Source organism: Arenimonas sp. MALMAid1274, assembly GCF_049195245.1.
Classification (GTDB): Bacteria; Pseudomonadota; Gammaproteobacteria; order Xanthomonadales; family Xanthomonadaceae; genus Arenimonas.
Genome location: NZ_JBMIRR010000027.1, coordinates 1,045,756 through 1,065,571 on the forward strand (window position 1 = coordinate 1,045,756; position 19,816 = coordinate 1,065,571).

The following is a 19,816-nucleotide window of genomic DNA, read 5'->3' on the forward strand; positions in this document are numbered from 1 at the left end:
GGATTCAAGAGCATGGCAGTGGTCAGCGTCCAGCAGGCGCTGTCCGGGGCAGTCGCCCCCGGCAGCGAAGTCACCGTCCGCGGCTGGGTCCGCACGGTGCGCGAGTCGGCGAAGCTGTGCTTCGTCAACGTCAGCGACGGCTCCTGCTTCGATCCCATCCAGGTGGTCGCCACCGATGCCCTGGGCAATTTCGACGGCGAGGTGAAGAAGCTCTCGGCCGGCTGCGCGGTGCTGGCCACCGGCACCCTGGCCGCCTCCCAAGGCAAGGGCCAGAAGTTCGAGATCCAGGCCACGGCGGTAGAGGTGGTGGGTTGGGTGGAGGATCCGCTCACCTACCCCATGCAGCCCAAGCAGCACACCATGGAGTACCTGCGTGAGTTCGCGCACCTGCGTCCGCGCACCAACCTGTTCGGCGCGGTCACCCGCATCCGCCACTGCCTGGCGCAGGCCGTGCACCGCTTCTTCCACGAGCAGGGCTTCTACTGGATCAGCACGCCCATCATCACCACCTCCGACGCCGAGGGCGCGGGCCAGATGTTCCGCGTATCCACGCTGGATCTGGCCAACCTGCCGCGCGACGGCCAGGGCCAGGTCGACTTCGCCAAGGACTTCTTCGGCAAGGAAACCTTCCTCACCGTGTCCGGCCAGCTCAACGTCGAGGCCTACTGCCTGGCCCTGAGCAAGGTCTACACCTTCGGGCCGACGTTCCGCGCCGAGAACAGCAACACCACGCGCCACCTGGCCGAGTTCTGGATGATCGAGCCGGAGATCGCCTTCGCCGACCTCAACGACGACGCCAACCTGGCCGAGGCCTTCCTCAAGTACCTGTTCAAGGCCGTGCTCACCGAGCGCGCCGACGACCTGGCCTTCATCGCCGAGCGCGTGGACAAGACCGCCGTCAGCAAGCTCGAGGCCTTCATCCGCGAGCCCTTCGCCCGCATCGACTACAGCGAAGCGGTGTCGGTGCTGCAGAAGTCGGGCCAGAAGTTCGACTACCCGGTGGAATGGGGCCTGGACCTGCAGACCGAACACGAGCGCTGGCTGACCGAGCAGCACGTCGGCCGCCCGGTGGTGGTGATGAACTACCCCGAGCAGATCAAGGCCTTCTACATGCGCCTCAACGACGACGGCCGCACCTGCGCCGCGATGGACGTGCTGGCGCCCGGCATCGGCGAGATCATCGGCGGCAGCCAGCGCGAGGAGCGCCTGGACGTGCTGGACGCGCGCATGGCGCAGTTCGGCCTCGACCCGGAGCACTACGGCTGGTACCGCGATTTCCGCCGCTACGGCTCGGTGCCGCACGCGGGCTTCGGCCTGGGCTTCGAGCGCCTGGTGGTGTACGTGTGCGGGCTGGGCAACATCCGCGACGCCATCCCCTACCCGCGCGCACCGGGACTGGCGACGTTCTGAAGCATGGGTACGGGCGCGGGCTCGCTGCTGCTGTTCCTTTTCCTGGGCCTGGCCGGTTCGGCGGCGCCCGCGCATTTCGGGTTCCGGGTGCTGGCCTTCCGGCACCAGCTGGACCGTCGCATCGCATTCGCGCCCGGCACCGAGGATGGCGGCCTGGGCTACAGCTGGTGGCTGATGCGCTGGAAGCACCGCGCCGCCGGCGACCGCAACCTCAACTTCTTCGCCGGCATCACCGCCGGCAGCGGCTGGCTGACCCTGATCGGGTCGCTGGGCGTGGTGGCCCTGATCGCACTGCAGTAAGGACGAACCCATGAACGAATCCCGCGAAGACGACGGCTACGACCCGCGCGACACCACCGGCGACCACTGGTGGCTGGCGGTGCTGCCGCGCATGCTGGTGTGGTCGCGGCTGCGGGTGCTGGAGAGCGGCGTGGCCGAAGTCTTCGACTGCGACGGCCGCGTCAACATCTACGAGAGCGAGGACATCGCCCGCGCCCAGCTGCTGGACGCCGACTTCCGCGAGCTCGACGGCATGGACGCCGACGACGCGGAAGCCTGGGGCCTGGACCTGGAAGAGATCGAGCCGCCGCGCGCCGACGACGACGAATCGCTGCGCGAACTGATGATGCAGCCGCTCAAGACCCCCCTCACCGGCCGCGACTGAGCGCGCCACACGGAGCCCCGCGCATGAGCCACCCCCTGCAAGGCAAGCACGCCCTCGTCTGCGGGGGTTCGGAGGGCATCGGCCTGGCCACCGCGCAGGCCCTGGCGGCCATGGGCGCCGACGTGACCGTGCTGTCGCGCCGCGCCAGCCGCCTTAGCGAAGTCGCGGCCGCCCTGCCCTGCCCCGCCCCCGGCCAGCGCCACGGCTTCGTCGCGGCCGATGCGTCCGACGGCGAAGGCCTGTCGGCGGCGGTGCAGGCGCTGTGCGCCGCGCAGCCTGTGCACATCCTGGTCAACAACACCGCCGGCCCGCCGGGCGGTCCCGCGCATGCCGCTTCGCCCGACGACTACGTGGCCGTGTTCGGCCAGCACCTGGTGGCCGGCCAGCGCCTGGTGCAGGCCGTGCTGCCCGGCATGAAGGCCGACGGCTGGGGCCGCATCGTCAACGTCATCTCGACCTCGGTGAAGGAGCCGATCGCCAACCTCGGCGTGTCCAACACCATCCGCGGCGCGGTTGCGTCCTGGGCCAAGACACTGGCCAGCGAGCTGGGCCCGTTCGGCATCACGGTCAACAACGTGCTGCCGGGCTACACGCGCACGCAGCGGCTGGACCAGATTCTCACCGAGCGTGCCGCGGCCACCGGCCAGCCGGCCGATACCATCGCCAAGGGCATGCTGGCCACGGTGCCCGCGGGGCGCTTCGCCGAGCCGGCGGAAATCGCCGCGGCCATCGCCTTCCTGGCCTCCGTTCCGGCGGGCTACGTTAATGGAATCAACCTGCCGGTCGACGGCGGCCGCACCCGATCCCTCTGAGGCCCCCCGCTTATGGATGTGAACGTCCGCTGGTCCGACCGCGTGCCCTACGCCGCCCAGGTGATGGTGATGTGCGGAGACCGGGCCTGGCTGTGCGAGGTGACCGACCTGTCCGAAGGCGGCTGCGGCCTGTTCCGTCCGGTGGACTGGGGCCTGGAAGTGGCCGAGATCGTGCAGCTGATCTTCTTCGACCTGCCCGGGCCGGCGGTGGTGGTGACGGCCCGGGTGGCGCGGGTCGAGCCCGGATCGCTGGGCTTCGAATACCACGAACCGCAGACGGTGCCGCCGGCGCGGACCTGAGCCTGGCGTTCGAAGCGCGGCACCACGCCCCCTGCACGCGTCGCGCCACAGACTGCCGCCATGCCTGAAGGTCCCGAAATCCGCCGCGCCGCCGACCAGTTGGCCAAGGCCGTGGTCGGCCAGCCACTCACCGCCGCCTTCTTCGCGTTCCCGGAGCTCAAGCGCTACCAGCGCAGCCTGGTGGACCACCGCATCCTGGCGATCGAGCCGCACGGCAAGGCCCTGCTCACCCATTTCGACCACGGGATCACCCTGTATTCGCACAACCAGCTCTACGGCGTGTGGAAGGTGGCCAAGGCCGGCGAACGGCCCGAGACCACGCGCTCGCTGCGGGTGGCACTGGAGACCGCGCGCAAGGCGATCCTGCTTTACTCCGCGTCCGAGGTGGAAATGTGGAAGACCGCGGAGCTTCCGCGGCATCCGTTCCTCGCAAAGCTGGGTCCCGACGTGCTGGATCCGCGGCTGCAGGTGGCCACGGTCGCAGCGCGGCTGCGCGATCGCCGTTTCAGCGGCCGCTCGCTGGTGGCGCTGCTGCTCGACCAGGCCTTCCTGGCGGGCATGGGCAACTACCTGCGCTCGGAAGTGCTGTTCGTGGCCGGCATCGCCCCCAATCGCGCGCCCAGGGACCTGGACGCGGACGAGATCGAACGCCTGGCAGCGGCCCTGCTGTCGGTGCCGCGCGCCAGCTATGCCACGCGCGGCATCCGGCGTGCGGCCGGCCTGCGCGAGGACTACCTCACCGATACGCCCGCAGGCTTCCGATTCGAGGTCTTCGATCGCGAGGGCGAGCCCTGCCGGCGCTGCGGCGACGTGGTGGTCCGGCACGAACTCGGCGGCCGCCGGCTCTACTGGTGCAAGGTCTGCCAGGCCTGAGGCCCCTCCTACTGGGAGGCGGTGGCGGGTAAGCTTGCCGGCATGGACCTGCGGCTGACCCAACTCATCGACGGCCAGGCCCGGGATTCGGGCGCGGGCGCCGTGCTCGAGGTGTTCGAACCCGCCACCGGCCAGGCCTACGCCACCTGCCCCGACGGCACCCCCGACGATGTGGCGGCGGCCGTGGCCGCGGCGCAGCAAGCCTTCCCGGCGTGGTCGGGCCTGGCAGCCAGCGAGCGCGCCGCCTGGATCCACCGCCTGGCCGATGCCCTGGAAGCGCGCCTGGACGCCTTCGCGGCGGCTGAATCCCGCGACGTCGGCAAGCCGCTGGCCCTGGCCCGCAGCCTGGACATCCCGCGCGCCGTGGCCAACCTGCGCTTCTTCGCCGCGGCCGCCACCCAGTTCGCCAGCGAATCGCACTCGGCCCCGGGCGTGGTGCACTACACCCTGCGCCAGCCGCTGGGCGTGGTCGGCGTCATCAGCCCCTGGAACCTGCCGCTGTACCTGTTCACCTGGAAGTTCGCGCCGGCCCTGGCCGCCGGCAACTGCATCGTCGGCAAGCCCTCGGAAGTGACGCCGGTGACCGCGTGGATGCTGGGCGAACTGGCGCGCGAGATCGGCTTCCCGCGCGGCGTGCTCAACATCGTGCAGGGTCGCGGCACCGGCGTGGGCCAGGCCCTGGTCGACCATCCGGACGTCAAGGCGATCAGCTTCACCGGCAGCACCGCGGTCGGCACCGCGATCGCACAGGCCTGTGCGCGCACGCTGAAGAAGACATCGCTCGAGCTGGGCGGCAAGAACCCGACCCTGGTGTTCGCCGATGCCCCGCGCGAGAAGCTGCTCGACACCGTGCTGCGCTCGGCCTTCCTCAACTCGGGGCAGATCTGCCTGTGCGGCTCGCGCATCCTGGTCGAGCGCAGTTACTACGACGAATTCCGCGATGCGCTGGTGGCACGCGCGCAGGCCATGATCGTTGGCGATCCTGCCGACCCGGCCACCACCCTCGGACCGGTGGTGTCGCAGGCGCATTTCGACAAGGTCATGGCCTGCATCGACCGGGCCCGTCAGGAAGGCGGCCGCGTGCTCTGCGGCGCCGAAGCGGTGAAGCCCGCCGGCCGTTGCGGCGAGGGCTGGTTCATCGCACCCACCATCATCGAAGGCCTGGGCCCGCACTGCCGCAGCAATACCGAAGAAATCTTCGGGCCGGTGGTGACGCTGCAGCCTTTCGACACCGAAGAAGACGCGCTGATGCTCGCCAACGCCACGCCCTACGGCCTGGCCGCCAGCGTGTGGACCAGCCACCTGGGCCGCGCCCATCGCCTGGCCGAGCGCATCGAGGCCGGCGTGGTCTGGGTCAATACCTGGATGAACCGCGACCTGCGCACGCCCTTCGGCGGCGTCAAACAATCCGGCGTGGGGCGCGAAGGCGGCTGGGAAGCCCTTCGTTTCTTCACCGAAGCCAAGAATGTCAGCATCGACCTGGGGTAACACATGCCGCTGAAGGAACTGCTTGACCGCAACAAGGCCTGGGCCGAGGCCATGCGCGCCGAGGACCCGCACTTCTTCCGCCGCCTGTCGCAGCAGCAGGCGCCCAAGTACCTGTGGATAGGGTGTTCCGACTCGCGCGTGCCGGCCAACCAGATCACCGGCCTGCAGCCGGGCGAGGTCTTCGTGCACCGCAACGTCGCCAACGTGGTGGTGCATACCGACCTCAATGCGCTGAGCACCATCCAGTTCGCGGTGGACGTGCTCAAGGTCGAACACATCCTGGTGGTGGGCCACTACGGCTGCGGTGGCGTGCACGCCGCGCTGACCGGCACGCGCGTGGGCCTGGCCGACAACTGGCTGCGCCACGTCGCCGACGTGTCCAGCAAGCACGCCGGGCTGATTGCCGAACTGGACATGGAAACCCTGCGCCACGCCCGCCTGTGCGAGCTCAACGTGATCGAGCAGGTGGTCAACGTCTGCCAGACCACGATCGTGCAGGACGCCTGGGCCCGCGGCCAGAAGCTGAGCGTGCACGGCTGGGTCTATTCCCTGCTCGACGGCCGCGTGCGCGAGCTGGGCATGGGCGTGGACTCGATGGAGGAACTGCCGGTGGCCTACAAGATGGCGCTGGACACCGTGCGCAACAGCGGGCAGCTGCTGAAATGACCGAGATCATCCAGACCGACAAGGCGCCGCACCCGGTCGGGCGCTATCCGCACGCCCGCCGCGTCGGGCAGCTGCTGTTCCTGAGCGGCATCGGCCCGCGCACGCCCGGCAGCAATGCCATCCCGGGCAACGTGTACAACGCCGCCGGCCGCCTGATCGACTATGACATCGTCACCCAGTGCCATTCGGTGTTCTCCAACGTGCGCGCGGTGCTGGAGGCCAGCCACTGCCGCTGGGAATGGCTGGTGGACGTCACCGTCTACCTCACCGACATGTCGCGCGACTTCCACGCCTACAACGGCGTCTGGGCCGAATACTTCCCGAACATCGACAAGGCGCCCTGCCGCACCACGCTGGGCATCACCTCGCTGCCGACGCCGATCGCGATCGAGCTCAAGTGCGTGGCGGCATTCCCGGAGAACCACCGATGATCGGATCGGCCTTCAACCTGCAGGCCTGGATCGACGAGCACCGGCACCTGCTCAAGCCGCCGGTGGGCAACAAGTGCATCGTGGACGGCGACTTCATCATCATGATCGTCGGCGGGCCCAACGCCCGCACCGACTACCACTGGGACGAAGGCCCGGAGTTCTTCTACCAGCTCGAAGGCGAGATGGTGCTGCGCATCCAGCAGGACGGCGCCGCCCGCGACATCCCGATCAGGGCCGGCGAAGTCTTCTACCTGCCGCCCCGCACGCCGCATTCACCGCAGCGCAGCGCCGGCGGCGTCGGCCTGGTGATCGAGCGCAAGCGCCTGCCGCACGAAAAAGACGGCCTGATGTGGTTCTGCGAGCAGTGCAACCACAAGCTCTACGAGGAATTCTTCGGCCTGAAGAACATCGAAACCGATTTCCCGGCCGTCTTCGACAGGTTCTACTCCTCGGTCGCACATCGGACCTGCCCCGCCTGCGGCCACCTCAACCCCGCACCTGAACGCTATCCCTGAAGCATCAGCCGCGGATTTTCGCGGATGAACACGGATAAAGACCCGCGCATCCAACAAGCTCCCGTTCTGCTCCATCCGATCTTATCCGCGTCAATCCGCGGCAAAAGCTCCACAAGAGACTCCACCTGATGCTCAAGATCGATACGCATGCGCACTACCTGCCCCGGACCTGGCCTAACCTGGCCGAGAAGTATGGGGACCCGCGCTTCCCCGTGATCCACCACGAGGACGGGCGGGCGCGCATCTACAAGGACGGCAAGTTCTTTCGCGAGATCTGGTCCAAGACCTGGGACCCGGCCGAGCGCATCGCCGACTACGCGCGGTTCGGCGTACAGGTGCAGGTGCTGAGCACCGTGCCGGTGATGTTCAGTTACTGGGCCAAGCCCCAGCACGCGCTGGAGCTGCACCAGTCGCTCAACGACCACATGGCCGAGGCCTGCCGCGATTTCCGGCGCCACTGCGCTGGCATCGGCACCGTGCCGATGCAGTCGCCGCGCCTCGCGGTGCAGGAGCTCGAGCGCTGCGTGGACCAGCTGGGCCTGCAGGGCGTGCAGATCGGCTCGCACATCGGCGACTGGAACCTGGACGCGCCCGAACTGCTGCCCTTCTTCGAGGCGGCGCAGGACCTGGGCGCCGCCATCCTGGTGCACCCCTGGGACATGATGGGCACCGAGTCCATGCCCAAGTACTGGATGCCCTGGCTGGTGGGCATGCCGGCCGAACAGAGCCGCGCCGCCTGCGCGCTGATCTTCGGCGGCGTGCTGGAGCGTTTCCCGCGCCTGAAGATCTGCCTGGCCCACGGCGGCGGCAGCTTCCCCTACACCATCGGCCGCATCGAGCACGGCTTCAACATGCGCCCCGACCTGGTGGCCACCGACAACCCGCACAACCCGCGCAGCTACCTGCCGCGCCTGTACTTCGATTCCTGGGTGGCCGACGACCGCGCCCTGCGCTACCTGCTCGACACCGTCGGCGTGCCGCGGGTGATGCTGGGCACCGACTACCCCTTCCCGCTGGGCGAGCAGGTGCCGGGGGCCGGCATCGCCTCGCTGGGCCTGGACGAGGCCGAGCAGGCCAGGCTCTACCACGGCACTGCGCTGGAATGGCTGGGCCTGACCCGCACGAGGTTCGAATGAACACGGCCGCCGAACTCGACGCCGCCGATCCGCTGCGGCATTTCCGCGAACGTTTCCACATCCCGCAGCATGACGGCCAGGACCAGGCCTATTTCTGCGGCAACTCGCTGGGCCTGCAGCCGCGCGGCGTGCGTGCGGCGCTGATGCAGGAACTGGACGACTGGTCGGAACTGGGCGTGGAGGCGCACTTCCGCGGCAAGCAACCGTGGATGCCCTACCACGAGAGCGTGCGCGACGCGCTGGCGCAGGTGGTGGGCGCGCTGCCGGTCGAGGTGGTGGCGATGAATTCGCTGACCGCCAACCTGCACCTGCTGATGGTGAGCTTTTACCGTCCCACCCGGGAGCGGCCCGCGATCCTGATCGAGGCCGGCGCGTTTCCCTCAGACCACCACGCGGTGGCCTCGCAGATCCGCTTCCACGGCTTCGACCCGGCCACCGACCTGATCACGCTGGCGCCCGACGAACCCGCGGGCACCATCTCGATGCAGGCCATCGAACGCGTGCTGGCCGAACACGGCCACCGCATCGCCCTGGTGCTGTGGCCGGGCGTGCAGTACCGCACCGGCCAGGCCTTCGACCTGAAGGAAATCGCGCGGCTGGCGCACGCCCGCGGCTGCACCGTGGGTTACGACCTGGCGCACGGCGCCGGCAACCTGCCGCTGCAGTTGCACGACAGCGGCGCCGACTTCGCCGCCTGGTGCAGCTACAAGTACCTCAACGCCGGACCCGGCGCGGTGGCCGGAGCCTTCGTGCACGAGCGCCATGCGCGCGCCGAGCTGCCGCGCTTCGCCGGCTGGTGGGGCCACGACCAGGCCACGCGTTTCCGCATGGGTCCGGAGTTCGTGCCCACGCCCGGTGCCGAAGGCTGGCAGCTGAGCAATCCGCCGATCCTGGCGCTGGCGCCGCTGCGCGTTTCGCTGGACCTGTACGCCGAGGCCGGCATGGACCGGCTGCGCGCCAAGTCGGAGAAGCTCACCGGCTATCTGGAAACACAGATCGCGCAGCACTGCCCTCAGACCCTGCAGGTGGTGACGCCGGCAGAGCCCGCGCGCCGCGGCTGCCAGTTGTCCCTGCGCGTGGCCGGTGGCCGTGAGCGCGGCCGCGCGCTGTTCGAGCACCTGGCGGCCCGCGGCATCGTCGGCGACTGGCGCGAGCCCGACGTGATCCGCATTTCGCCGGTGCCGCTGTACAACCGCTACGCCGACGTGGACCGCTTCGTCGCCGCGGTCGCCGCCTGGTCGCAGGGACCCGCCGCCCCGTGAGCCTGATCAGCCTGCGCCGCGATTCCTTCAGCCTGCTGCGCGAGCTGATGCGCTGGCGCGTGGCGATGGTGCTGTCGGTGCTGATCGCGGTGCTGATGGTGGTACTGGGCAGCGTGAACGTGCGCATGGGCCTGCAGGACACCGCCCAGCTGGCCTGGATCGTGCTGGGCATTGCCCTGGCCTGCATCGTGGCGCTGCTGGTGCTGCCGCGGCACACGGGCGGCACGGTGTTCTTCTGCGCCATCGCCCTGCTGATGGTGGGCGTGATGGCCTTCGGCTGGTACCACGGCCGCAACATGCAGCACTGGGCCTACATCTTCCCGCCGGTGATCGTGTTCCTGCTGCGTTCTGACCGGGCGCTGGTGGCGATGGTGCTGTTCGGCCTCTACGCCTCCGCGATGACCCTGCCGCTGGTGCCCGGCATCGACGTGGTGCGCTTCGCCAGCGGCTACGGCCTGCTGGTGTGCTTCATGTACACCTATGCGCTGCTGCAGGAGCGGGCCGCGCTGATGCTGCGCTACCACTCCGACCACGACGCGCTCAGCAACTGCTTCAACCGCCGCACCTTCAACGAAGCGCTGGAACAGCTGGCCGGCCCACGGTCCAGCGCGCGCCGCTGCACCTTCCTGCTGATCGACATCGACTACTTCAAGGCCATCAACGACCTGCACGGCCACCTGGTGGGCGACCGCATCATCACCCAGGTGGCGGCCGAGCTCGGGCGCGCGATGGACCCGGACATCCCGCTGTTCCGCTACGGCGGCGAGGAGTTTTCGGCGATGCTGGCCGACGTGCCGGTGGCCGAGGGTGCGGTGCTGGCCGAGCAGCTGCGCGCCGCGGTGGAGGCCGCCGATTTCCAGGGCGTGCCGGTGACGGTGAGCATCGGCGTGTCGCACTGGGTGCGCGGCGAAGGCAGCGTCACCGCCGCGCTCGACCGCGCCGACCGCGCCCTGTACGAGGCCAAGCGCAGCGGCCGCAACCGCTGCAGCGTGTCCGCCCCTGCCGATCCGGCGACGCCCGAAGGCGCCGCCCCTGTCCGAGTCCCCCAACCTTGAATCCCAGCCCCGAACGTTCTCTCACCCTGGTCGGCGCCGGCTTGGCCGGCGCCCTGCTCGCCACCCTGCTGGCCCGCCGGGGCTGGTCGGTGGACGTGTTCGAGAAGCGCCCCGACCCGCGTTCGCGCGGCTACGAAGGCGGGCGCTCGATCAACCTGGCCCTGGCCGAGCGCGGTCTCAATGCGCTGCGCCTGGCCGGCCTGCAGGACGCGGTGATGGCGCAGGCGGTGATGATGCGCGGCCGCATGGTGCATCCGCCCGGCGGCGGCCAGCAGCTGCAGCGCTACGGCCGCGACGACAGCGAAGTGATCTGGTCGGTGCACCGTGGCCGCCTGAACATCGCCATGCTCGACGCCGCCGAGGCGGCGGGGGCGCGGCTGCATTTCAACCGGCGCCTGGACGGCGTGGACTTCGACGCGCGCCGCGCCCGCTTCGTCAACGACCACGACCGCGACGCCCACGTGCAGGACTTCGAGGCCCTGCTGGGCTGCGACGGTGCCGGCTCGGGCCTGCGCGAGGCGATGCGCCCGCGCGTGGACCTGGGCGAACGCTTCGAGCCGCTGGGCCACGGCTACAAGGAACTCGAGATACCGCCCGATGCCTCCGGCGGCTTCCGCATCGAGCCCCATGCCCTGCACATCTGGCCGCGCGGCGGCTACATGTGCATCGCCCTGCCCAACACCGAACAGACCTTCACGGTGACGCTGTTCCTGCCGATGCGGGGCGACCCCAGCTTCGCCACCCTGCCCGACCTGGCCGCGGCGCGCGACTTCTTCGCGCGTGACTTCGCAGATGCGCTGCCGCTGGTGCCCGACTTCGACGCCGACTGGACCAACAACCCGGTCAGCGGCCTGGGCACGCTGTCGCTGCAGCGCTGGCACCTGGACGGACGCGCCGTGCTGCTGGGCGACGCGGCGCACGCCATGGTGCCCTTCCACGGCCAGGGCATGAACTGCGCCTTCGAGGACTGCGTGGCGCTGGACCGCCACCTGGCCGCCAGCCCGGATTTCGCCGCGGCGTTCGCCGCTTTCGAGGCCGAGCGCCGGCCCAATGCCGACGCGATCCAGGCCATGGCGCTGGAGAACTACGTCGAGATGCGCGACCGCGTGGACGACGCCGACTGGCTGCTGCAGCGCGCGCTGGAGCGCGTGCTGGCCGAGCGCCACCCGGGCCGCTTCGTGCCGCGCTATTCGATGGTCAGCTTCCTGCGCGTGCCCTACGCCACCGCCTTCGCGCGCGGCAAGGTGCAGCGCGCGATCCTGGTGCAGGCCACGCAGGGCAAGGCCGGCGTGGAGGAAGTCGACCTCGCCGCCGCCGACGCCCAGGTGCTGGCGCAGCTGGATCCGCTGGAGTGAGCGCGAAGTCCCTGCTCTGGTACGACCTGGAAACCTTCGGCCGCGATCCGCGCCGGACCCGCATCGCGCAGTTCGCGGCGATCCGCACCGACCTGGACCTGCAGCCCATCGGCGAGCCGGTGAGCCTGTTCTGCCAGCCCGCGCGAGACCTGCTGCCCTCGCCCGCGGCCACGATGATCACGGGCATCACGCCGCAGCGCGCGCTGGCCGAGGGCCTGCGCGAAGCCGACTTCATCGGCCGGGTCGCCGAGGAGCTGTCGCAGCCGGGCACCTGCGCGGTGGGCTACAACTCGATCCGGTTCGACGACGAGTTCGTGCGTTTCGGCCTGTACCGGAATTTCCACGACGCCTACGAACGCGAGTGGCGCAACGGCAATTCGCGCTGGGACCTGCTGGACGTGCTGCGCCTGGCCGAAGCCCTGCGCCCCGAGGGGCTGCAGTGGCCGCTGCGCGAGGACGGCGCGCCCAGCTTCAAGCTCGAGCACCTGGCCCTGGCCAATGGCGTGCGCGAGGGCGAGGCGCACGAGGCGCTGTCGGACGTGCGTGCGCTGATCGGCTTGGCGCGCCGCTTCAAGGCCGCGCAGCCGCGGCTGTGGGACTACGCCTTCGAACTGCGCGACAAGCGCAAGGTGGGCGCCCTGCTGGACGTGGCCAACATGACGCCGCTGCTGCACATCTCCTCGCGCTATCCCGCCAGCCGGCACTGCGCGGCGCTGGTGGCCCCGATCGCGCGGCATCCGCGGATCGAATCGCGGGTGATCGTCTGCGGTCTGGACGAGGACCTGTCCGCCCTGCTGACGATGGAACCCGGCGACATCGCCGACCGGCTGTACACGCCGGCGGCCGACCTGCCCGAGGGCGAGCGGCGCATCCCGCTCAAGGAAGTGCACACCAACAAGTGCCCGGTGCTGCTGCCGCTGGCGCACCTGCGCGAGTCGGACTTCCAGCGCCTGGGCATCGACCGCGAGGCCTGCCTGGCGCGCGCGGCCGAGCTGCGCGCCGCGCCCGGCCTGGCCGAGAAGGTGCGGCGGGTGTTCGCGGCCGACGCGGCGCGCGAACCCGCGGACGCCGATGCGGCGCTGTACGACGGCTTCCCGTCCGATGCCGACAAGCGTTTGTTCCCGCGTGTGCGCAGCGCCTTGCCGTCCGAACTGGCCGACTTCGCTCCGCGTTTCGACGACCCGCGCTATGCCGAACTGCTGTTCCGCTACCGTGCCCGCAACTGGCCCGACACCCTCGACGCATCCGAGCAGTCGCGCTGGGACGACTATCGTCGCCACCGGCTGGGCACGGCAACCGGCTTGTCGGAATACGATTTCCCCGGCTACCGCGCCGAGATCGCCGCCCTGCGCGCCAGCCAGGGCCCTGGCCCGGCGCAGGCCTGGCTGGACGCGCTGGAGGCCTGGGGCCACGACCTGGAGCAAGAACTGGCATGAGCACCTACTTCACCGCCAAAACCTTCAAGTTCCTGCGCGCGCTGGGGCGCAACAACTCGCGCGAATGGTTCAACGCGCACAAGGCCGACTACGAGGCGCACCTGCGCCAGCCCTTCCTGCAGCTGATCACCGACCTGCAGCCGGACCTGGCCGTGATCAGTGCGCACTACCGCGCCGATCCGCGCGCGATGGGCGGCTCGCTGTTCCGCATCCACCGCGACACCCGTTTCTCGAACGACAAGACCCCTTACAAGACCTGGTCCGGCGCGCGCTTCTTCCACGAGCGCAGCAAGACCGTGCCGGCACCCTCCTTCTACCTGCACGTGCAGCCGGGCGCCTGCTTCCTCGGCGCCGGCCTCTGGCACCCGGAGCCCGAGACGCAGCGCCGCATCCGCAACTTCATGGTGGACAACCCCACCGGCTGGAAGGCCGCCACGCGCGCGCCTGCCTTCAGGCGCCGCTTCGAGCTCACCGGCGACACGCTGGTGCGGCCGCCGCGCGGTTATCCGGCCGACCATGAGCTGATCGAAGACCTCAAGCGCAAGGACTTCGTCGCCGGCGCCGGCCTCGACGACGAGACGGTGCTGGGCCCGCGCCTGCGCCAGGCCGTGGCCAGCGGCTTCACCGGCATGGCGCCGATGGTGGACTACCTCTGCGCCGCGCTGGACCTGGAGTTCTGAGGCCGATGGACCTGGCGCTGTTCGATTTCGACGGCACCCTCACCGACCGCGAAACGATGCCGGTGTTCATGCACCGGGCGGTGCGGCCACGGCGCCTGGCCTGGGGCAAGCCGCTGCTGATGCCGCTGGTCGTGGGCTACCGCATCGGCGCAGTGCCGGGAACGGTGGTGCGCGCCGCGATCTGCCGGCTGGGCTTCCGCGGCGTGCCGGCAGCGGAACTGGAAGGCCACGGCCAGGCCTTCGCGCAAGACTACCTGCCCACCGTGCTCCGTCCGGAAATGATGGCGCGCATCGGCTGGCATCGCGATCGCGGCGATACCGTGGCCCTGGTGTCCGGCGGACTCGACGTGTACCTGGCCCCGTGGGCGCGGCAGCACGGCCTGGCCCTGCTGTGCTCGCAGCTCGAACGTGACGGCGACCGGCTCACGGGCCGCTACCAGGGCCACCAGTGCGTCGGCGCGGAGAAGGCCAGGCGTGTGCGCCAGCAGTACGATCTCGCGCGCTTCGGCCGCATCTACGCCTACGGCGACACGCCAGAAGACCGTGAGCTGCTGGCGCTGGCGCACGAGGCCTGCTATCGCGGCCTGGACGGCCGGGCGGAGCCGTAGGATTTACTGCGGCGGGTCCTTGGAACGCGTGCGCGATACCGCGGTCATGATGCCCAGGCCCAGCGCGATGAGGCAGATGATCACCACGTACAGCGTAGCCAGCCCCAGGGTGACCAGGCCCCAGGCGATGCCGCCGATGACCAGCAGCAAGCCGACCAGATAGATTGCGAATGACATGGCACGTCCTTTTGTCGCCGACCGGTTGGTCGAACCGCGCCCACTGTACTCATATCCTTCGCCGACGGCACCGGGCCCGGCGTGCGCGGCGTCATGATCGGTTCAAGCGGGGTGATTCGATTTGCACGGATGCGGTGCAATGTTTCGTGCAAGCTGCCGCCCGGAGGCTAGCGACGGGCCCGGGACCCGCCGCCAGAGTGCTCACAGAATCGGGGGCGCCACAAGACTGTTGCCGGGCCCCATCTTTGCGCACTATCCGCCTCGCCGACGCCGGATATCGCCAGGGAGGAGCATCCGGATGTACCGACACCCACGGAGCTGCCTGCGGCAGCTGCACCTGGTGATGGGCCTGGTGACCCTGGCCGCCTTCGTCCTGACCGGCCAGTACCTGGACAAGGTCCACGACCACCTGGTCGGCATGCCGGACGGGCCGCGACTGTTCCTTCGTTCGGCGCACATCTACCTGCTGTGGTCCGGTATCGCCAACGCCCTGCTGGGCTGTCATCTGGCCCGCGCACCGCGGGGATTCGCACGACCGCTGCAGACCTCGTCGAGCCTGCTGATCCTGGCAGCGCCCTTGCTGCTGGCCTATTCATTCTTCCTGGAGCCCTATGGCCCCGATCTCCAGCGACCGGTGAGCTGGTGGGCGAACGTGGCCGCCTTCGCCGGCGTGCTGGGCCACGCCGCGGCGCATTGGCTTGGCGGACGCGGCAACGCCGATGCCGCCATGACCCCGGCCGCCGAACGCTAAGCAAGGAGCAATCCCCATGTCCCGGCTACTGATGCTGCTGAGCACCGGAATCGCGCTGTTGCTGGGCGTGATCCATCTTGCCTACACCTTCTCCGGTTCGCGCCTGCTGCCGCGGGATCCTTCGCTGCTGGACGCGATGCAGCGCGCGCCGCTCAGCCTCACGGCGGAAACCACCGTCTGGCGCGCGTGGGTGGGCTTCAACGCCAGCCACGGGCTTGGGCTGGTTCTGTTCGCGCTGGTGTTCGCCTACCTCGCGATGGCGCAGCCGCAGGTGCTGTTCGCGTCCAACTTCCTGCTCGCGGTCGGGTTCGCGATGCTGCTGTGCCTGCTGGTCCTGGCGAGGGTTTACTGGTTCAGCATCCCGACCGCGGGCATGGCCGCCTGCGTGCTGTGTTTCGCCGCGAGCATCGCCGCGGCCCGGTTCTGGCCACACGGAGGCTGATCCGATGGTTTCCCACCCTGCAAGCACGCTCCGCACCCGCCTGGCCCTGGCTGATCCGGTGCCCATGGACTTCGAACACGGCGAGGTCGTCGAGGGCGATGGTTACGTGCGCCAACGGATCCAATACCGCGGCCGCGAGGATGACCTGATCCCGGCCTACCTGTTCAAGCCCCAGGCTCGCGACCCGGTGGGTGGCGTGGTGGTCTTCCACCAGCACAACGGCCAGTTCCACTTCGGCAAGAGCGAAGTGGCGGGCCTGGTCGGCGATCCGTTCCAGGCCTTCGGGCCGGCGCTGGCGCGCCGGGGCCTGGCGGTTCTGGCCCCGGACGCGATCAGCTTCGAGGACCGGCGCGAATCGGTGCAGGGCGTGCTGCCGGACGACTATGACTGGCTGCAGCACTACAGCGCGATGAGCTACCGCCTGCTCGACGGCGACCTGCTGATGCGCAAATGCCTGGACGACGCACAGCGGGCGCTGAGCGTGCTGCTGGGGGCCACCGGCCTGGACGCGCGGCGCGTGGGCGTCGCCGGGCATTCCTACGGCGGCTACACGGCCCTTTACCACGCCGCCGTGGATGCGCGTTGCCGATTCGCCTGCATCAGCGGCGCCGTCTGCAGCTTCGCGACGCGCCGGCGGGAGAAGACCGGGATCACGCTGTTCGAAGCCGTGCCCGGCCTCGCCCGCGACATGGACACACACGACGTGCTGGCCGCCATCGGTCCCCGCCCGACCCTGGTCGTGTCGGGAACCCAGGACAAATACTCGCGGGACGCCGACCAGGTGGTAGCCCGCGCCGGCGGCGACTTCATCACCCAACTGCGCGTGGACCGCGGGCATGCCCTGGACCAGGAAAGATTCGACGCGATCGTGGCGTGGCTCGTCGATTGCGTCGACCCACAGTGAACCAAGCCGGAGAAGGAAGCCGATGCATGTCGAACACTGCCATCAACCTGCGGCAAAAGCTGTCCCTGTTCGAGGAATGCTGGTCGCCGCGCGTCATCGCTGAAATGAACGACTACCAGTTCAAGCTGGTCAAGGTGATGGGAGAGTTCGTCTGGCACGCCCACGCCGACACCGACGAAGTCTTCATTGTCGTGGAAGGCGAAATGACCCTGGAATTCAGGGACAAGACGGTACCGCTGGCGGCGGGCGAGATGTACGTCGTGCCCAGGGGAACGGAACACCGTCCCGTGGCCACCCGCGAGTGCAGCGTGATGCTGGTCGAACCCCGCGGCGTGGTGAACACGGGTGACGCCGGGGGCGCATACACCGCACCGGACAATGTCTGGGTCTAGCTTCCTGCGGCACGCCCCGCACATCGGCCGAACGTCCCGAGGCACCCCTCCCGCCTGAACGGCCCCTTCGGCGGGCAAGCGCCAAGCCATTGAATTTGTTGCGCCGCGCCATCCATACGCTGCCGCACTGCAGCATCGAAATGTGTTGACCGTCACGATTTAGTCCGTAGTCTCGACCCCCATACGCCGGCGCATTGGAGTGCCGGCTTCTTGATGGACGGGGTCACGCAGGGACGGGGTCGCCGCGTTTCGCAAACGAATTCCTGGGGAGGGATCGTGCGCTATCTACTCTTGGCCGTACTCGCGGCCGCATCCGGCCTTTGCAATGCCAACACCGGCGTCGCCTTCGTGCACGGCACCGGCAAACAGACCAACGCCACGGCCGACTACTGGAAGCCCGAGTTCGTCAACAACGTGCGCGGCGGCCTGGCCAATCCGGCCAATTACGTGGTGATCAACTGTGACTTCACCAAGTACATGTGGGACGCGGCGGCCGGCGGCTGCCTGGCCGGGCAGCTCACCAGCTTCATCAACAGCAAGGGCATCACCCGCCTGATCGTGATCACGCACAGCAACGGCGGCAACGTGATGCGCTGGATCCTTTCCAACCCCACCTACGACAGCCGCTACCCGAACATCATCGCCAAGACGGTGCGGGTGAACGCGCTGGCGCCCTCGTCGGCCGGCACGCCGCTGGCCAATGCGGTGATCGCGGGCAACGTGTTCGAGACCTCGCTGGGCTGGATCGTCGGCCAGCGCAACGACGCGGTGCGCATGCAGCAGACCAGCTGGATGGCCAGCTACAACGCCAACAACCTCTACGGCACCGCCGGCCGCCCGGCCCTGCCCAAGCTGTTCCGCACGGTGGTCGGCACCGACGTCGACTCCGCGATCTGGGACAGCGACAGCTATTGCGGCGGCTACGTCGAGAACGTGGGCCTGGAGACCACGCAGCTGTGGCTCAACTCGTGCTCGGACGGCTTCCTTGAATGCTCCAGCCAGTCGGCCGCGGGCAGCGTGTGGTTCCAGGACAAGGCGCGCATGGCCGGCAGCGAACCGCTGTCGCACAACCAGAGCCGCCGGGCCTGCTTCGGCCTCGACACCATCCTGCGCAACGACATGAGGTCCTGAGCCATGAACAAGCGCCTCCTGTTGGTACTGATGTCCCTTTCCCTGTCGGCCCAGGCCGGCACCCTGTTGCCCGCCGGCAGCCAGGACGCCTCGCCGCGCCTGCTGCAGTCGGCGCCCGCGCCGGCCGGCGAGTTCGAGCGCAAGGCCCTGTCCTACGCCTGGGCGCTGGACCCGATGGCCGGCGTCGAAACGCAGGCACCCTACCAGGCCGAGAGCCGCGAGTTCTGGACCCTGGTGGACGCCTCGGAAATGAAGCGCGGCGTGGCCATCGACACCAGCGCGCCCGGCGCCGTGGTGCGCGTCAGCCCGGCCCTGGGCACTGCGAAGGTGAGCCCGGACGACCTGCGCGTGCTGCGCAACGGCAAGCTGATCCCGGAGCCGCAGGGCTTCCAGCGCAAGGCCACCACCGAGCAGCTGCAGCAGGCCGGCATGGACGTGCCGGACGGTTCGGCCGTGGTGCAGCTGGCCGACGCGCACGGCCAGGGCCGCTTCCAGCTGCAGCTGGCCAAGGCCAGCGGCCAGTACCTGGTGCATGTGTTCGAACCCAACAGCACGCTGGTGCTGCGCGCGCAGTCCAGCCGCAGCCAGCTGCTGGCCGGCGATACCCTGGAAGTGGCGGCGCTGATGCAGGACGGCCAGGCCAAGCTGGGCGGCGGCCGCATCGGCGGCGAACTGGTTTCGCCCTCGGGCCGCAGCTATCCGCTGGCCTTCGTGGACGGCAAGGCCCGGCTGCAGGTGCCGCTGGACGCCGGCGGCGAGCCGGGCCTGTGGGAAGTGCAGCTCTCGGGCGGCGCGCTGGCCAAGGGCGGCAGCGTGCAGCGCGATGCCCGCACCGCCGTGGCGATCTCGCGGCCGACGGCGCGCTTCGGCGGCAGCTATGCCTTCGATGCCAAGGGGCTGCGCTTCGACCTGCCCGTGCAGGTGGCCGCGCCCGGCCGCTATGAGGTGCGCGGCACGCTGTTCGCCACGGGCAGCGATGGCGTCAGCCGACCGGTGGCGCAGGCGCATGCGGCGCAGTGGTTCGCGGCCGGCAAGCGCCAGCTCGCACTGGCCTTCGGCCCGGGCAACGTGCCGACCGGATTCGGTGCGCCCTACGAGCTGCGTTTCCTGGAGCTCAAGGACCAGACGCGCATGGGCACGCTGGACACGCGTGAGCTGGCAGCCCGCGAGGCCGGCGCGCGCAGCGCCCCGGCGCCGCGTGCACCGGCGCCGGTGGCCCCGGTGCGCGGCGGCCGCGTCTCGCAGCGCTAGTTCCGGCCGCCGGGCAAACCGGCGATGATGACGGCCGGGCCTTCGGGTCCGGCCGTTTTCTTTTCGGACCCGCCACG

General features: G+C 69.6%; 24 protein-coding genes. 23 read left to right on the forward strand and 1 reads right to left on the reverse strand.

Annotation, left to right across the window (positions count from 1 at the left end; translation table 11 throughout):
- Positions 1-12: 12 nt before the first annotated feature.
- The 17 genes from asnS (at position 13) to ACOQFR_RS13565 (ending at position 14,691) form a co-directional block, all read left to right on the forward strand.
- Positions 13-1,410 carry an asparagine--tRNA ligase gene (asnS, locus tag ACOQFR_RS13485; protein WP_421382732.1) on the forward strand — a complete coding sequence of 466 codons (1,398 nt, stop codon included), beginning with the start codon at positions 13-15 and terminating at the stop codon, positions 1,408-1,410.
- Between the two features lie 3 nt (positions 1,411-1,413).
- Positions 1,414-1,710 (forward strand): hypothetical protein, encoded by a 297-nt coding sequence (locus ACOQFR_RS13490; protein ID WP_421382734.1) that lies wholly within the window; start codon positions 1,414-1,416, stop codon positions 1,708-1,710.
- A 10-nt stretch (positions 1,711-1,720) separates the two neighbouring features.
- Positions 1,721-2,074 carry a hypothetical protein gene (locus tag ACOQFR_RS13495; protein WP_421382736.1) on the forward strand — a complete coding sequence of 118 codons (354 nt, stop codon included), beginning with the start codon at positions 1,721-1,723 and terminating at the stop codon, positions 2,072-2,074.
- 23 nt (positions 2,075-2,097) lie between these two features.
- On the forward strand, positions 2,098-2,886 hold the full coding sequence (locus tag ACOQFR_RS13500; RefSeq protein WP_421382738.1) for an SDR family oxidoreductase: 789 nt from the start codon (positions 2,098-2,100) through the stop codon (positions 2,884-2,886).
- A 12-nt stretch (positions 2,887-2,898) separates the two neighbouring features.
- Positions 2,899-3,186 (forward strand): PilZ domain-containing protein, encoded by a 288-nt coding sequence (locus tag ACOQFR_RS13505; RefSeq protein ID WP_421382740.1) that lies wholly within the window; start codon positions 2,899-2,901, stop codon positions 3,184-3,186.
- A 60-nt stretch (positions 3,187-3,246) separates the two neighbouring features.
- Positions 3,247-4,059 carry an endonuclease VIII gene (gene nei / locus ACOQFR_RS13510; RefSeq protein WP_421382742.1) on the forward strand — a complete coding sequence of 271 codons (813 nt, stop codon included), beginning with the start codon at positions 3,247-3,249 and terminating at the stop codon, positions 4,057-4,059.
- A gap of 42 nt (positions 4,060-4,101) precedes the next feature.
- The gene (locus ACOQFR_RS13515) at positions 4,102-5,547 is read left to right on the forward strand and encodes an aldehyde dehydrogenase (RefSeq protein WP_421382744.1); all 1,446 of its coding nucleotides are present in this window, start codon (positions 4,102-4,104) and stop codon (positions 5,545-5,547) included.
- 3 nt (positions 5,548-5,550) lie between these two features.
- On the forward strand, positions 5,551-6,213 hold the full coding sequence (gene can / locus ACOQFR_RS13520) for a carbonate dehydratase (RefSeq protein ID WP_421382746.1): 663 nt from the start codon (positions 5,551-5,553) through the stop codon (positions 6,211-6,213).
- Positions 6,210-6,644 (forward strand): RidA family protein, encoded by a 435-nt coding sequence (locus tag ACOQFR_RS13525; RefSeq protein ID WP_421382748.1) that lies wholly within the window; start codon positions 6,210-6,212, stop codon positions 6,642-6,644. Before can ends, ACOQFR_RS13525 begins: the two co-directional genes overlap by 4 nt.
- A complete protein-coding gene (locus tag ACOQFR_RS13530; RefSeq protein ID WP_421382750.1) occupies positions 6,641-7,159 on the forward strand; it encodes a 3-hydroxyanthranilate 3,4-dioxygenase in 519 nt (172 codons plus the stop codon). The genes ACOQFR_RS13525 and ACOQFR_RS13530 overlap by 4 nt, the downstream gene beginning before the upstream one ends.
- Positions 7,160-7,287: 128 nt before the next feature.
- A complete protein-coding gene (locus ACOQFR_RS13535) occupies positions 7,288-8,295 on the forward strand; it encodes an amidohydrolase family protein (protein WP_421382752.1) in 1,008 nt (335 codons plus the stop codon).
- A complete protein-coding gene (gene kynU, locus ACOQFR_RS13540) occupies positions 8,292-9,557 on the forward strand; it encodes a kynureninase (protein WP_421382754.1) in 1,266 nt (421 codons plus the stop codon). The genes ACOQFR_RS13535 and kynU overlap by 4 nt, the downstream gene beginning before the upstream one ends.
- Positions 9,554-10,612 (forward strand): diguanylate cyclase, encoded by a 1,059-nt coding sequence (locus tag ACOQFR_RS13545; RefSeq protein ID WP_421382756.1) that lies wholly within the window; start codon positions 9,554-9,556, stop codon positions 10,610-10,612. Before kynU ends, ACOQFR_RS13545 begins: the two co-directional genes overlap by 4 nt.
- Positions 10,609-11,967 (forward strand): FAD-dependent oxidoreductase, encoded by a 1,359-nt coding sequence (locus ACOQFR_RS13550; RefSeq protein WP_421382758.1) that lies wholly within the window; start codon positions 10,609-10,611, stop codon positions 11,965-11,967. Before ACOQFR_RS13545 ends, ACOQFR_RS13550 begins: the two co-directional genes overlap by 4 nt.
- A complete protein-coding gene (gene sbcB / locus ACOQFR_RS13555; RefSeq protein WP_421382760.1) occupies positions 11,964-13,403 on the forward strand; it encodes an exodeoxyribonuclease I in 1,440 nt (479 codons plus the stop codon). The genes ACOQFR_RS13550 and sbcB overlap by 4 nt, the downstream gene beginning before the upstream one ends.
- A complete protein-coding gene (locus ACOQFR_RS13560; RefSeq protein WP_421382762.1) occupies positions 13,400-14,083 on the forward strand; it encodes a DUF2461 domain-containing protein in 684 nt (227 codons plus the stop codon). The genes sbcB and ACOQFR_RS13560 overlap by 4 nt, the downstream gene beginning before the upstream one ends.
- A gap of 5 nt (positions 14,084-14,088) precedes the next feature.
- Positions 14,089-14,691 carry an HAD family hydrolase gene (locus tag ACOQFR_RS13565; RefSeq protein ID WP_421382764.1) on the forward strand — a complete coding sequence of 201 codons (603 nt, stop codon included), beginning with the start codon at positions 14,089-14,091 and terminating at the stop codon, positions 14,689-14,691.
- A gap of 3 nt (positions 14,692-14,694) precedes the next feature.
- Here the strand turns inward: ACOQFR_RS13565 and ACOQFR_RS13570 are convergent, their stop codons facing one another.
- The gene (locus ACOQFR_RS13570) at positions 14,695-14,868 is read right to left on the reverse strand and encodes a hypothetical protein (RefSeq protein WP_421382766.1); all 174 of its coding nucleotides are present in this window, start codon (positions 14,866-14,868) and stop codon (positions 14,695-14,697) included.
- 298 nt (positions 14,869-15,166) lie between these two features.
- On the opposite strand from ACOQFR_RS13570, the gene ACOQFR_RS13575 reads away from it, so the two are divergent.
- The 6 genes from ACOQFR_RS13575 (at position 15,167) to ACOQFR_RS13600 (ending at position 19,739) form a co-directional block, all read left to right on the forward strand.
- Positions 15,167-15,619, forward strand: coding sequence for a hypothetical protein (locus ACOQFR_RS13575; RefSeq protein WP_421382768.1), 453 nt, complete (start codon positions 15,167-15,169; stop codon positions 15,617-15,619).
- 16 nt (positions 15,620-15,635) lie between these two features.
- The gene (locus tag ACOQFR_RS13580; RefSeq protein ID WP_421382770.1) at positions 15,636-16,061 is read left to right on the forward strand and encodes an LIC_13387 family protein; all 426 of its coding nucleotides are present in this window, start codon (positions 15,636-15,638) and stop codon (positions 16,059-16,061) included.
- A 4-nt stretch (positions 16,062-16,065) separates the two neighbouring features.
- Positions 16,066-16,965 carry a dienelactone hydrolase family protein gene (locus tag ACOQFR_RS13585; RefSeq protein WP_421382772.1) on the forward strand — a complete coding sequence of 300 codons (900 nt, stop codon included), beginning with the start codon at positions 16,066-16,068 and terminating at the stop codon, positions 16,963-16,965.
- A 26-nt stretch (positions 16,966-16,991) separates the two neighbouring features.
- A complete protein-coding gene (locus ACOQFR_RS13590; RefSeq protein WP_421382774.1) occupies positions 16,992-17,357 on the forward strand; it encodes a cupin domain-containing protein in 366 nt (121 codons plus the stop codon).
- A 276-nt stretch (positions 17,358-17,633) separates the two neighbouring features.
- A complete protein-coding gene (locus tag ACOQFR_RS13595) occupies positions 17,634-18,488 on the forward strand; it encodes a hypothetical protein (protein ID WP_421382776.1) in 855 nt (284 codons plus the stop codon).
- 3 nt (positions 18,489-18,491) lie between these two features.
- Positions 18,492-19,739 carry a DUF4785 domain-containing protein gene (locus ACOQFR_RS13600; protein WP_421382778.1) on the forward strand — a complete coding sequence of 416 codons (1,248 nt, stop codon included), beginning with the start codon at positions 18,492-18,494 and terminating at the stop codon, positions 19,737-19,739.
- Positions 19,740-19,816 lie beyond the last annotated feature (77 nt).